Source organism: Pseudoalteromonas sp. SG44-1 (genome assembly GCF_014164315.1).
GTDB classification, from domain to species: domain Bacteria; phylum Pseudomonadota; class Gammaproteobacteria; order Enterobacterales; family Alteromonadaceae; genus Pseudoalteromonas; species Pseudoalteromonas rhizosphaerae.
Genome location: NZ_JACJEW010000009.1, coordinates 78,732 through 93,118 on the forward strand (window position 1 = coordinate 78,732; position 14,387 = coordinate 93,118).

General features: G+C 40.5%; 10 protein-coding genes. 4 read left to right on the forward strand and 6 right to left on the reverse strand.

The window, feature by feature from the left end; genetic code table 11:
* Window positions 1-123 precede the first annotated feature (123 nt).
* Window positions 124-1,125 carry a RimK family alpha-L-glutamate ligase gene (locus H5187_RS06295; protein ID WP_149980338.1) on the reverse strand — a complete coding sequence of 334 codons (1,002 nt, stop codon included), beginning with the start codon at window positions 1,123-1,125 and terminating at the stop codon, window positions 124-126.
* Between the two features lie 461 nt (window positions 1,126-1,586).
* On the opposite strand from H5187_RS06295, the gene H5187_RS06300 reads away from it, so the two are divergent.
* Both H5187_RS06300 and H5187_RS06305 read left to right on the forward strand, forming a co-directional pair.
* A complete protein-coding gene (locus H5187_RS06300; protein WP_149980339.1) occupies window positions 1,587-2,291 on the forward strand; it encodes a hypothetical protein in 705 nt (234 codons plus the stop codon).
* 56 nt (window positions 2,292-2,347) lie between these two features.
* Complete coding sequence (locus H5187_RS06305) at window positions 2,348-3,091, forward strand: zinc-dependent metalloprotease family protein (protein ID WP_149980340.1); 744 nt, start codon at window positions 2,348-2,350, stop codon at window positions 3,089-3,091.
* A 112-nt stretch (window positions 3,092-3,203) separates the two neighbouring features.
* On the opposite strand, the gene H5187_RS06310 is transcribed toward H5187_RS06305, so the two are convergent.
* On the reverse strand, window positions 3,204-4,415 hold the full coding sequence (locus H5187_RS06310) for an ectonucleotide pyrophosphatase/phosphodiesterase (RefSeq protein ID WP_182767375.1): 1,212 nt from the start codon (window positions 4,413-4,415) through the stop codon (window positions 3,204-3,206).
* A 203-nt stretch (window positions 4,416-4,618) separates the two neighbouring features.
* Between H5187_RS06310 and dgt the strand changes: the two genes are divergently transcribed.
* Both dgt and H5187_RS06320 read left to right on the forward strand, forming a co-directional pair.
* Window positions 4,619-6,082: a dGTPase gene (gene dgt, locus H5187_RS06315; protein WP_182767376.1), complete on the forward strand. Its 1,464-nt coding sequence runs from the start codon at window positions 4,619-4,621 to the stop codon at window positions 6,080-6,082.
* 74 nt (window positions 6,083-6,156) lie between these two features.
* Entirely contained in the window at window positions 6,157-7,674 is a 1,518-nt protein-coding gene (locus H5187_RS06320; RefSeq protein ID WP_182797650.1) for a hypothetical protein, read from the forward strand.
* A gap of 74 nt (window positions 7,675-7,748) precedes the next feature.
* Here the strand turns inward: H5187_RS06320 and H5187_RS06325 are convergent, their stop codons facing one another.
* The 4 genes from H5187_RS06325 to H5187_RS06340 all read right to left on the reverse strand — a co-directional run bounded on the left by H5187_RS06325 (window position 7,749) and on the right by H5187_RS06340 (window position 14,329).
* Window positions 7,749-8,408: a hypothetical protein gene (locus tag H5187_RS06325; RefSeq protein WP_182739343.1), complete on the reverse strand. Its 660-nt coding sequence runs from the start codon at window positions 8,406-8,408 to the stop codon at window positions 7,749-7,751.
* Between the two features lie 363 nt (window positions 8,409-8,771).
* On the reverse strand, window positions 8,772-9,437 hold the full coding sequence (locus tag H5187_RS06330) for a class I SAM-dependent methyltransferase (protein WP_149980345.1): 666 nt from the start codon (window positions 9,435-9,437) through the stop codon (window positions 8,772-8,774).
* Between the two features lie 9 nt (window positions 9,438-9,446).
* Window positions 9,447-13,088 carry an AAA family ATPase gene (locus H5187_RS06335; RefSeq protein WP_182797651.1) on the reverse strand — a complete coding sequence of 1,214 codons (3,642 nt, stop codon included), beginning with the start codon at window positions 13,086-13,088 and terminating at the stop codon, window positions 9,447-9,449.
* On the reverse strand, window positions 13,085-14,329 hold the full coding sequence (locus H5187_RS06340) for an exonuclease SbcCD subunit D C-terminal domain-containing protein (protein ID WP_182797652.1): 1,245 nt from the start codon (window positions 14,327-14,329) through the stop codon (window positions 13,085-13,087). The genes H5187_RS06335 and H5187_RS06340 overlap by 4 nt, the downstream gene beginning before the upstream one ends.
* Window positions 14,330-14,387: the final 58 nt, after the last annotated feature.

Genomic DNA, 14,387 nt, shown 5'->3' on the forward strand with positions numbered 1-14,387 from the left:
GTATTGATGTTCTGAGGTAGTGATAAAGTGTTAGATTTGTAATGGCGACGGTGTAACAGTTTTCACACGTCACCAATGACAGCTTAGTATACAAAGCAATAGTCGTTATTTACGACTAAAATTTTACTGTACTACAGCGCTTAATTTGGGGCTTGGAGTTGGCTGTTCCATCGCTGCTTTACTGTCTTCATCCAAGGCTAAGCTTAAATTCTCTGGGCGGTCAAAAATACCCAAGCGAATGCGAATAAAATGCAAGATTTCACGAGCCACATTGATCCCCAGTGCAGCTTCTAAGCCTTCAAATCCAGGGCTTGAATTTGCTTCGCAAATTTTAAAGTGATTATCATCAAATAATAAATCAATACCAGCAACGTCTAAATTGAGTACATTAGCTGTTTGTGTAGCTAACCATTCAATCTCTGGAGTAATTGGGTGCGGTTTACCAGTGCCACCTGCACTCACGTTCGCTTTAAAGTTTTTACCGCCAGAGTTTCGCTCCATACATGCGACAGCACGGCCACCAATAGTGAGTACTCGCAAATCACGACCATGGCTAGATTTAACAAACTGTTGCAAGATGATATTAGCTTGCGGGTTGGCGGCTTCAATTAATTGCATTAAATCGTCAAATTCGCTTTTTGACTTTGATAAAAATACGCCACTGCCCTGCGAGCCTGAAAGTGTTTTAATCACCACTGGAAAGCCTATTTGCCTATCTACTAAGTCGATATTTACTGGAAATTTTACCAGCATAGTATTTGGTGTAGGTAAGTTACGCTCAGCTAAAATTTGCTGTGCAAACAGTTTATCTTTTACCGTCTCAATTGATTGTGAGCTATTAACGCAGTACACCCCTAGTCGCTCGAGATGGCGAATAATTGCTAGTGCAAAATAGGTGGTGCTGGCGCCCATGCGAGGAATAACAAAGTCAGGCAAAGTTGTGGTTACACCGTCAATTAGAATGCTTTTGCCATCTTCGCGGGTGATAGTTAAATCAAATTGATCGGGAGAGAAAACTTGTAAATCGATACCTTCTTCTTTTGCTGCGGCCAGTAAACGCTCTACTTCGTAGGTCTCTTGTTTTAGTAATCCAGCACTGTCTTTATAAATGATCCAGCCACGCATGGTATTTCCTCTTGAGTATTGATCCGCAGCTCACAGAAAAAATAGGCTCACTACGTTATAGATGTTCACAGTCACTTATGATGATGAGAGTCTGCGGCAAAAGACGCGGAGTATGAGGTTCATCTGATGTGCAGTAAAACAAATAAATTTTATCGTCACGATAATATTATTTTTCAGATCTCATTTTGGTTAATCAATAGTCGGTGTTTTTTTATTGCAATAAAGTATGTAACTATAAAAGGTATAATTGATAAGTTAATGTTAACTTAAAAGGTTGTGTTATGAGGGTGAAAGTTAGCTTTTAATAGGTTTTGTTTGATGAAATTATTAACCATAAGATTAATATGATAAATATTTAAAAAGACTGTTTTTATTTTCGGTAACAAATTTATGCTTGCGCTTTAATTTACTCTGATGTAAAAATAACAATATATTAACTTTTAGATCTAAAAGAGAGACAAATGAAAAGGGCTATTGCATTTATAATTGTCGTTCCGATCAGCGCTTTTTTGCTATATGAGTTTGTTATCTACAAAGAAAGCAATGTCACCCATTCGGTTGCTGCAAGTGACGTTCAGTTATCGGGTATAGCGCCTAAGAAGCTAGCCGCTAAAGTATCAGCTGATATATCGTTGCCAAGTGTGTCAGCTACACAGCCAGCTGTAGTAGATCAAACGTATGATGAATTTGATGCTATTAATCGTCTCTCAGAGAAAGCAGAGCAAGTTCTCAAAGCCTCAGGATTATTGCCTACAGATTTACATAACGAAGCTTATATCGAGTTCGATTTAGTGGCGCTCAGAAAGCTCAAGCAAGGTGATAATTTTGATCTAGCTATTCCACAAACTGCTGAAACTTTTAGTGCAGAGGTGACTAATATTATTGCAGCAAGCAATGGTGATAAAAGTATTTTTGGCCGAGTGCTTGGTGCTGATGGGCGATTTCACACCACCGTAATGACTATTGGCGAAGACGCTATATATGGTCAATTAACTGCACCAAGCGGTAATTATGTATTTGAAAGTAAAGGTCAATATGGTTGGCTTGCGGCAAAGCGAGATCTTTATAAAAATCATATGGAACATCAAGTAACGAAACAACCAACCCCTCAACCAAGTAATGGTGAAGATCCATTTGCGCCAAAACCTACGGGTAATAATTTATAGAAATTTAGCAAAATAAATTTTTATAAGGCAATAAACACAACCAAAAAGGAACTAACATGAATAAACGACTAATTCCCTTAGCTGCATTTTGTGCATTAGGTATGACAGCAACTAGCCACGCTGCGACAATTGATATTGCGATTTTATATACAGATCAAGCGGCGGCTGCCACTGCAAACATTAATACTAAAATTAACCAGTATATTGCCTTTAGTAACCAGGTTTACAGTCAAAATGGTATTGATATTACGCTTCGATTAGTTGGTAGCGAAAACTTAGGAAATCATGCGATTACACCTTCAAGTAGCTGGTTAAATTCAGTCACTAACAGTAGCTATATTCAAGGCTTACGCAATAGCTGGGGTGCTGATATGGTCGCGGTACTTGGCACCGGTCAAAGCGCTGGCAGTAACTTAATTTCGTGTGGTATTGCGTGGGTTGGTAGTGGCAGTAACGGCAATTTATATAGCTCAGTAAGTAACAGTATGTACAGCATTACAGCGGTAGATTGTGGAGCAACAACCTTCGTACATGAATTGGGCCACAATCAAGGCTTAGCGCACTCTCGTAAGCAAGGCGATACCGCCGGTGGTGTTTATGTTGATGGTATGGGCCATGGCGTACAAAATCAGTTTGCCAGTATTATGGCGTACCCTCATGTGTTTGGAAGTGCCACGCAATACGATTACTTTTCTAACCCTAGCTGGGATGTTAATGGTATCCCCTATGGTGTAACTGGTGAGTCGTTTGCATGGCGTACAGTAAATGCCACTAAAGACAGTATTGCTAACTTTAAATAGCGTTTATTTTTAGTACATAGTTTTTTCCCTTTTGAGCGCATTTGCGCTCTTTTTATTATTTAATTAAACCAAACCTAATTATGATAGATTTATTACTCAAAGATCAGCTTAGTTAGTTTAAAGCAGGCCAAAGTGTTGCACCATCGCCATCGATTGCATTGAGCACTTTAATTCCCAGTACTTTGGCAATAAGTGGATATATATCTAAATTATTTACTTCATCGATTACTAATGAATTTTTAAATGCTGGGCCATTGGCAATAAAGGTTGCCGCCATATCTTCGCTATACGCATAGCCATGGGTACCTAAATAGCTTACTTTACTGGTATCAGCAAAACTTCTTGGTGCTGTGGTTTGTAAAATAATATCACCAGTTCGGCCATTGTTAGCATAGTGATAAAGCTTACGTTGTTCATCACTTAGCACGGTATAGCGCCCTTTTGCTGCTTTCGTTAAGTGTTGTTTATATGCTGTGATCTCAGCTTTTGTAGTGCCCTTATTAGCATAGATCAATACTCTCGGTCCGGTATTTTTAACCATAAACTTGTCGTCTTTCGGTAAGCTGCTGATAGCAATACTTTGGTTTGGCTCAACGGTACTCATACCATGATCGGAGACAATCACTAAGTTAACATTTTGCTCTAGTTCATTAAGACGTTGCTGTAATTGCCCCATTAATACATCTACTTCTTTTACCGCTTGCTTGGTTTGCTCAGCATCAGGCCCATATTCATGGCCCATACTATCTACCAGTGAAAAATAACTAACAACTAATTGCGGGCGCTGCGCTGCTGGCAATGTTAGCCATTGAATAATTTGATCAACACGATTTTGATAATCACTGTGTTTTGAATAATGGTAAAAGTAATCCGGCAGCATGCCATTAAATCGCGCATCCGATTCTGGCCAAAAATAAGCGGCTGATTTTAATCCCTGCATCGACGCCAAATTCCACAGTGGAATACCGTTGAACCATGTGCTGTCGTCTTTCCCTTTTCCCATGCTATAGCATTCATTTCTTTGTGTATCGCAAAAGCGGTTATCTACTACGCCATGATTAATTGGCAATAAACCTGTAATAATAGATATATGATTAGGAAACGTTTTAGTCGGATATACCGGGCGCATTTTAGTTGCGCGAACTCCCGATTTAGCTATTGCGGCTAAATTTTTAGCACCGTGTTTTTCGATGTAATCCCAGCGGAATCCATCAAGAGAAACAAGTACTACGGTATTACTTGCAGAGTTTTTATCGTCTTTAGCGTGGCTAAAAGAGCTATAAATGAGCAATGCTAATAACAGAAAACTTAAAATAGGCTTCATTGTATTACTACCTTTGTTGGGCATTATTGGTAATCAGAAGATAAACAAATACGTTACGATATGCTTATGTTTAATATGCAGTGTACCGCTATTTTATGACCGTGATAATTATTAATAGATAAATTTATGTGCGAACAGCAGTCATGGATATTAATTTAGTAAACAAGCTGTTAGATTAAAAGTAGACAATAAAAGGAGCGTCTATGATCGATTTCAGCAAAAAAATAACGTCAGCGCGTGAGCTGCGCTCAACCCCTAATTTACAGATGGCGTTAGAAAGCGATCGTGGCCGTATCATCAATAGTGCTGCAATTCGCCGCTTACAACAAAAAACGCAAGTGTTTCCGTTGGAGCGCAATGCTGCGGTACGCTCGCGGTTAACTCACTCTCTCGAAGTACAACAAGTTGGGCGTTTTATAGTGCAACGCATCTTTGCGAATTTAACGGCCAAACAACAAGCTGAATATGGCCTAACAGGATTAGAGAGGCCGCTAGAAAGTCTGGTTGAAATGGCCTGCTTGATGCACGATATAGGTAATCCACCGTTTGGTCATTTTGGTGAAGCTGCGATTAATCACTGGTTTAACGCAAATTTAGCAACGCTTACCCCTCAGCGCTGCGCCGATCCACACACGGGAATTGGCTTAATATTTAAACATTTAGCACAAGATATTTGTAACTTTGAAGGTAATGCGCAAGGTATCCGTATTGTACACTCACTATTATCACTTAATTTAACCTATAGCCAAACGGCTGGTATTCTAAAATACACGCGTCCGGCAAGTATGGCGAAAGAAGATATACCGCGAACTAAAAATTATTTGATGAAAAAAGTAGGCTTTTACTACAGTGAAAAAAACTTTGTTGAAAGATTGCAAAAAGAGCTATTCATCGAACCACAATGTCGCCATCCCGCCAGTTATATAATGGAAGCGGCTGATGATATTTCATATTGCTTAGCTGATATTGAAGATGCCGTAGAAAAGGGCATCATTACTGTTGAGTTATTATGCGATAAACTCAAACAGCATTATCAAAAAGTGTTAACTAATCTTACCATTGACGATGTAGAGCATCAGCACGTGGTTGAAAAAGCAGTTAACTATGCCCTCGATAAGGCCGCTCAGCAACCTTATAACTTTAATAGCGAGTTTTTTATTTATTTACGGGTAACTCTACTCCACCCTCTGGTTAATTATGCGGCCAAACGTTTTATAGATAATATTGAAGCGGTTTATCATGGTGATTTTAATCAAGCCTTGTTAGAAGACCGCAGTCATTTACATGCTATAACCACCACTTTGAAACAAGTGGCGTTTGAATATGTGTTTTCACATAAGGAAGTCGGTAAACTTGAATTACAAGGCTATCGAATTATCAATGGATTACTTGATTGTTATAAGCCATTACTGCTGCTAAGTCATGATGACTTTAAACGGGTGCTCAAAGGGGATGGTCGTTTCTTAATTGAAACACGGTTACTCAAAAAGCTTTCGAAAAAGCATTTAAATAGCTATTTACAAGCCATTGAAGCGATGCAAGCAGAACCCGATCATGTACTCGCTTATGAGTTTTATTATCGCTGTCGATTTATTCAAGATTATATCAGCGGCATGACAGATCAATTTGCTTACGATGAATACCGTACATTGATGGTAATTGATTAGCAAAACACACTGCTAGATAAATTTGCGCACAACTATTAAACTGGGTTTATTGTGTTATTTTGTTTAATAGATTTATGATGGCTCACGTATTACGACTTTGCTTATTTATTTTATTTACTTTTAGTTTCAATAGCTTTGCTAAATACAGTGAAGCTATGTGCATTTTGTATAAACAACAAATGCAGCAATACAGCGATAATACAAGTAGCCGTAGTTATCGAAATGCGGCAAAAGATTATAAAAACAACTGCAGTAACCCACCTCCAGCAGCGTCTCAAGCGCAACCAGCACCTGTAGTGATTGCACCAAAAACACATGTTGATAATAAAATAAAATCTACATTAGAGACGCAAAACTCGACTGTAAACCCCCTTGACAGCAATTCGTCAGTAGCCAAAAATGAGCCAGCAGAAGTTCAAAGGGAGGCGTCTGTAATTGTTGAAAATGTTGAGAATGTCCAAAGTATTGAAGTTGAGCAAAAGAGCAGCGCAGAAACCACAGTCGAACAGCCGCTTGGGCAAAACAATGATGAAGTTGACGCTACACCCGAAGCCGTAATAACAAGCGAACCTGCGACGATAAAGGTAACAGCCCCAGAACCAGTGCACACTGAGTCGGATTCGTTATTGATGCCAAGTTTACTGTTGTTAGTAGTTTTACTCTTAGCTGCAATGTTGCTGCAGCGCTTACGGGCTAACAAAAAAGCAGCAGTTGAAACTGTATCGCTAATTCCTGCAACTGATGAGGCTTCAAGTACAGAAGCCGCTGTATCAAAATTACCCCCCGCAAAGGCTGAGCCCGCAGCAAGCGAATCCACTGTTGCGCCAAAAAAAGCGGTTATAGCAGAGCAAGTAGTCATTGCAACTCCACAAACTGAAGTGATAAGTGCAGACGATGTGAACGTAAAAGTTGAGCTAACGCAGCGGCTTTTTAAAAATGAGCATGATTTTAAAGAGCCTGAAGTGCGTATGTTTGATCCTGATGCGCCATTACCAGGTCAGAAGCCACAACAACCTAAAAATGTCATAAAGCCTGCGACGATAAATGTTAAAGCTGATCTTGATACTAATTTAGAACCACACCAAACGACCACAACAGAGCTCGATAGCGAAGCTGAGCAATTACCTAAAATGGATGATGAAAACGTTATTCATTGCGCAACGAATGAAGTAGCAAATGAAATTGTCCATTCGGATGCTGTTAATAGTAGTGGCCAAGTGCTCACATCAGGCCTTTCGCAAATGAGGGAAGTTAAGCTATCAACGACCGTGGATGTTCAACCACAAGCTGATACTTTAACGGTAACTGACAGTGATGATGAAATAGCACAGGCGCTTGCGGCATTAAACGATGAATTAGCAGCAGAGCAGCATAGTGCATCAGAGCACGATGAAAGAGATGATATATCTGGCGCATTTGTAGCAGATCCAAATCAGAGTAAAGCTAACCCATTTGCTAATTTATCACTCGACCCTACTTGGGATCCAAATTCAAAAGAAAAGCCGACGATTGTCCCGAAAAAAACAGTGCCAAAATCAGCCAAATTAATTGCAGCACAAGAGCGTGCAAAACAGTTAAAAACCGACGATTAATTTATTAATTGTCGCTGGAGATTGATTCTCCAAAGCTCAGACTATTTCGTTTAGTAGCAGCCTGCTCTGGGCTGTTACTTGCTGCTATAAATTACTTTATTGGTATGAGTTAAGATTACGAACCGCTTCACCCTTTTAGCATGTCGCCAACTAAAAAATAAAATCACAACGGTAATAAACAAACAAATACAGACAATCCCCATTAATGAAGAAGCATGTTGTAATAAGCTTGTTTGGGGGAGTGACTTTACGTTTTGAGTAGCTAAACTAATCGATTGCATGCCTTTTCTGGGTAGGATGATTTCATAGACATGATCATTAGGTTGTACTTCGGCACGTTGTAAGTTGCCCGCTGTTTGCCATTGTAATTCAAACTGTTGGCGTTTTTTTCGCTGATGCTCCGTACACCAAAGTGCATTAATGGTGGCGTTTTCTTTAGTTTTACAGCGCGCTGGCAACTCATAAAAATTGCGCCATGCAGTCTGTTTTGCCGTGTTGTTATATGAGTGTAGATAAAAACCAGCTGTTATTGGTGATTCAATTATATTCGCGAAGCTGTCTTTATCGGTTGATGTTGTGATGTTTTCTCTGCGATTACAAAAATCAGCTAGTCGAGTTAATAGTGTTGTGTCAGGTTGTTCTAATTGCGGTTGTGTCAAAGGGGAGTAAACAGCGGATGCAGTACATAGCGGGCTGAAACTGAGGGAGATTAATATAAAAATCCATTTTTTCATTAGTTACGTCCTGTAAAAGATGAACTTACAGCCTACCATTATTTTTTGTTATTGCAAACTTTATAGGTACAAAAAATAAGACGGTAACCGTTAAAAGCTTATATTTGGCTTGAAAGCACATGAAAAAATTATTATTGATTCTAAGTGTGTCAGTACATTGTTGTTAGTGGGATGATACACAATCCCAAGTAATGGTGGTTTTATTAGACCTAATACGAATCTATTTGGTTAGGGTAATATATTGAAAAATAAAGTGTCAATATTAAAACCGTTAACCAGCGTTAGGTAAACGGTTTTAAAAATGCTTTAATGCATGTCTAGGAAGTAATAGAGCATTGTGAAAGGTAAATTATTAGTTTACGTTTAGCGTTTTTGTGCCACATAACCACTAAAACCAAGTGTTTTAAAATACAACTTGCCACTATTGAAGCCTGTTTCATCGAGTAAGTCGGCAAGACGAATTCTATCAAGTGGGAAAAACTCATGCTCAAAATTATGCTGCATGCGCTCTACCCCTGTTTCAGTTAAGCCTAATTGTTTGCTGAGTATCAATTGGGCATCACGCTCAAAAAGTGTTTCTGGACGCATTAAATCGGCTAAATATAATTGCCCATGTGCTTTTAGCTGTGTGCTAATTGCTTGCAACATGGCTTTTTTATCGCCGTTATCTGCCACAAAGTGCATCACTAATAAGCATAATGCGGCATCCGCTTGTTGTTTAAGTTCGGATGGCGAGCCTAAGTGTAAAGTAACCCGCTCACTGATCCCAAGCTCAACAAATCGTTGCTTTGCGATATCGAGCATGTCTTGTGAGGTATCTTGTGCAGTAAAATGCCATTTAGGCTGCAAGGCAGCAAGGAGGGCGACTTCTTTACCGGTACCGGCGCCTATTACCAAAATATGTGCTTCATCGCCGAGCGTTGCTTGTAGTTGCGCTGCGGTACTGTTGTGCAGTAATTCATACCCCGGTACTAAACGAGGAATGCGAGAATCATACTGCGTTGCTTCGTCTTGTGTAAATGTTGGCATTACTATTCCTTAAATAATTGTAACAGTCGAATAGCCACCAGGTTTCTTGGCGACATGAACTTGGGTAGCAACCCGTTCTGTCATTTGAGATACATGGGAGATCACGCCCACTTTGCGCCCCTGCGCTTGTAATGAATCAAGTGCATCCATGGCAATGCTTAATGTTTCACTGTCTAACGTACCAAAGCCTTCGTCAATAAACAAAGAGTTAATACTTACTTTATTGGATGACAAAGATGCAAGGCCCAGCGCAAGTGCCAACGAGACTAAAAACGACTCGCCGCCGGATAAGGTATTAACTGAACGTTGCTCATCGGCCATGTCCTTATCAACAATGGCGATATCCAAGGTTTGCTCAATAGCTGTAAGTTCATAGCGTTTGTTTAACGTTCGTAAGTGGCTGTTTGCATAGTGTAATAATATTTTTAGCGTTTGCGTTTGTGCTAAGTTACGCATGGTTTTACCCGTTGCATCACCCAAGACTTTATTAAGTACATGCCATTGCTCGACGTGTTTTTGCAAGGTTGCCAATTCAGTTTGTTTGCCTTGCAGCGCCTGACGGTTTTGATTGTGCTGTTCAAGTACAGTATTAGTTGCAAGCTGTGCTTTGTGCTGCGCAGCTTGCTGATCGTTTAAATTGGCTAACTGTTGAATAAGCTCAGCATGGCTTTGCTTAGGTTTATCGCTGTTTTGATGCTGTAAGTAAGCGTGTTTGTGCTGCTTTAACGCGGCATTTTCATCTATTAAAGCTTGCGCTAATTGTTCATGTTGCTTTAAATGCGTTTTAATTTCATCGCTACTTAGTGTTAGTAAAATTGTGACCTGTTCGTGGCTTGCATCGCTGTAGCGGCTTTTAAATTCAGCAAACCATTGATTATAGCGAGTATCGAGGTCGGCTTGTTCTTGCGTATTTTCAAGTAGCCGTTGCTCGAGGCCTTGCAGCGTTATCGCGTGCTCGTCGCGTTGTTTTATCGCGTTATCGTGCGCTTTTTGGCTGCGCTGAAGCTGTGCTTGGCATTGCTCTTGTTGAGCAGCTAGCTTCGTTTGGTAGTCGTCAGCACTAATGTGTTCATTATTAAATAGCGCTAAGCGTTCACTTTGCGAGCTGCTATGTTGTTGCTGTGCTTTGGCTAAATCATCATTTAGGTTTTTTAAGATTAGCTTCGCATCACTGATCAGCGGTGTAAACTGCTGCATCTGTTGGTCAGCGCTATCGAGTTGTTTTTGCGCTTGCTCAAGTTGCTCTTGGTTGTGCTGATATTGCTCAACTTGCTGGTTTAACTCAGTTAAATCAAGCGTATTATTTTGCAGTTGTTGCCAAAATTGAGCCTCTTGAAATTGTGAACCAAGGGTCGCGGTTAGCTCATTAATTTGTGTGCTTAGTTCACTTAGCTTGCTATTGAGCTGGCTTTGTTGATTGCTTAGTTCAAGGTGGCGTGTATGTAACTGTTGTTGAGCTTGCTGCTCATTTTTAAAGATACTTTGCAGTTGGTTTACCTGCTCTTGCAAGTTGCGCTGTTGTTTTTGTGTTGCATAATACTGTGTTTTTTGTTCATTGAGCGCAATGTAACTGGCCTCCAATTGCTCTGAGGTTAAGTCATTAAGTTCAGTGCGGGCCGCTTGCATGGTATGTTTTATTTCAAGCTGTTTAGTCTTTGCAGTCTGTACCGCTTGGCTGTGTTGTGTGTGTTCAGCAACGAGAACAGCATGCTGAGTTTGATGCGAGTGAAGCTCTGCTAGGGCATTTTCGTAGTGCTGTTTTGCATTTTTATAGTCATTTTCAAAAGCAGCGATCAAGTTAGTTAATTGCTGATCTGCGAATGGGTGTTCGGTTGCTCCACATACCACACAAGGTTCATTTGGCGTAAGTTGAGCACGTAAATGTTCGACACTTTCGCTGGCACGCAAGCGAGCTTGATTTAGTGCGTATTCACTGTGTTTAAGCGTTTGTTCTCGTGTTACAAGGTTCTGGGTTAGCGTTGTTTGTGTTTGCTCGCCCTGACTTAGTTTGCTTGCAATAACACTTTGTTGTTGCGTGCTTTGCTTTAGCTCTTGATTAAACTGCTTGTAACGCTCGCGTTGCTCTTTTAAGTAATCGATATTTTTAAGTTTGGCATCACATTGCTCAATATTAAATTGGCCGTGTTGCTTGTTGAGTTGATCAAGCTTTTGTTGTTCGCTTAAAAGTGTTTGTTCGCTTAGCGTCAGTTTTTTAGTTTGTGTTTCCAGCTGCTCGTTTTGCCGTATAAGCTCAGCTGCTAACTGTGTACTTTGTTCAGTCGTTGTTGCAAATTGCTGCTTAGCGTGCAAAAACTGATTGAAGCTATGCTGATAGTAATTCCAATCACTCGCTAGTTGCTTAAGTTGACTATGCTGGGTTAGCCATTGCTGGTGTTGCTCGGAATGTTTTTTTGCTTGTTGATGACTTGCTTGGCTTTGTTTAAATTGCTGCTGTAAATGAGTAAGTTGTTTTTGCTCTTTTTCATTTTGCCTTGTAATGCTGGTTATGGTTTGTGTTTGCATCGCAAGTTGATTGTCGAGCTCACGCGCTTTAGCAATGATTGGTTCTGCGCTTTTTTGCTGTTGTTTCGCCCTTTGCAAGCTCTCGTTGTGCTTTTCAAGTGCGCTGGCAAGATCAGTAATGAGTGCCGCATGATCGATACTCTTTAAATCATTTACCTTGGTATTTAGTTCATTATTTTGCGCCGTTAAGCTTTTAAAACGATTGCGATTGTCTTTAATTTCCAGTGCACTTTGCGCTTGTTTAGCCTGTTCACTTTGTGTTGCAATGGCTTTAAGCGCTGTACTGGCTTGTTGTTGATTTTGTTGTGCTAGATTAAGTGCTTGCTCTAAGCTATTGGCTTGCTTATACCAGTTTATACCCTGCTCGATGCCAGCTAAGGTTTTTGTAGTATCTTCAATTTGCTGTTTTAAATCATCAAGTAGTTGAGTTTTCGCGGCAAGTTCTTCGTCAGTGAGTAAGGTATAACTGGCTAAACTGGCTTTGAGCAATTCGAGTTTATTTAGCTGTTCTTTATGGCGCTCAAAAATACGTTTACCAATCAAGCTAAATTTATCTGTGCCAGTTAAGCATTCTAAAAGCTGGGCTCGTTCATCACCCGTGGCCTTTAAAAATGCCGCAAACTCATGTTGCGCTAATAATACCGCCCGCGAGAATTGTTCAAAGTTGAGCCCTATTTTACTTTCGACTTCTTTTATGGTGTTGCTTTTATCAGCTATTAGCGTTTCGTCTGGCAAAGTATAGAGGCTGTGCTCAGCTACTTTTAACTTGCCGGTTATTTTTTTATGAGTTCTTTGAATGGTATAGCGCGCGCGATAGAGCTGTTTATCTTGGCCTAAAAAATCGACCTCGGCAAAACCTTCCCATTTACCCTTACGTAATAAGTTACGTGGGTCATTTAACTTTATACTGTCGCCATTAAAATCTATTAAGTTACCTTTATCACCTCTTAATCGAGCTGTTTTGGTATAAAGGGCTAAGCAAATCGCATCTAAAAAAGTGCTTTTTCCTGCACCGGTGTCGCCCGTTATGGCAAATAAACCAGCATCCCTTAACGGTGCTTTGGTAAAGTCGATTTCGGCGTCAACAATTGAGGCTAAGTTATGGATGCGTACTGCGGTTATTTTCATAGTTGTTCTTGCTCCGCAAGTTCGCTTATTACATCGTTTAAAAGGGTTTTTAGCTCATCCGGGACAGCTTGCCCCGCCATGTCTTTGTTATTGGCAAACGCTTGCTCTAATAACATTTGCGGGTTGAGCATCTCGACTTGGCTTAAATCTTCAAAGACAGTTAAACGCTGCTCTTTATTATGCTGACGAACGCGTTCTATGCCGCAAAAGCGCACTTCTTTGTTCTCTAGTGCTTTTTCAATTTGCTCTCGAAAGGTTGTATCGGTATCACCTGCACTAAGCTTTACTCTTACATACGGAGCTTGGCTATATTGGCTTAGGTCTAGGCTCGATAGTTGTTGGCATAATTGTTCAAGAGGTACGCACTCTCCTTCAGGTAATAAAATCACTTCTGTTGGGCGAGGAATGTAAAGGGGGTTTACAGTCACTGCAATCGTATCATCAGTGGTGGTTGTAAACTCAGCAACACATACTTGGTGTTTATAGTTGCGCTCTGAAAACGACATCGGCATTGGTGTACCGCTATAGCGGATTGTCTCGGACTTTGCGACTATTTGCGCTTTATGCAAGTGGCCCAGGGCAACGTAATCAGCATGATTGCTAAACACGTTTGCTGTGACTGATTCTTCTCCGCCAATTATCAAATTTCGCTCAGAATCACTAGAGATATCGCCGCCCTTGGCATGTAAGTGCCCCATCACTATCAGCGGCGTTGTTGCAGGCTTATCAATGAGCGCATGCTCAATACTTAGCTGGTACGCCTTAGCTATGCCTTGAGCGTAATCGTGACCGTTTTCAGTGTGACTAAGTGAACTAACATCACTGGCACGTAAAAATGGCATTGCAACGATATGAGCTGTTACAGGGTTGCTATTTAAACGCAGTACCACATCTGCTGGACTATTCGCATCAAAACGGCCTACGACCTGAGTATCAAACTGAGCAAGCAGCGGCTGGGCGGCCATTATGCGATTTGCAGAATCATGATTACCGGCAATAAGCACTATTTGTAATGCAGGGCAGTGTTTTTTGGCATCTTTTATAAATTGGTAGAGTTGATTTTCACTGCTAGCAGGTGGGGTAGCTGTGTGATAAATATCACCAGCGACTAACAGCAGATCTATTTGTTGTGTGACGAGCGTGTCTATGAGCCAACTGAAAAACACCTGATGCTCTTGGCAGCGATTGTGTTCGTAAAATTGTTGGCCTAAATGCCAATCTGAGGTATGTAAGACTTTCATGTCACGCTCTTAAAAAACAGTTAAGAGCGTCAATATACCCAAGCTAAATTAAGATGCA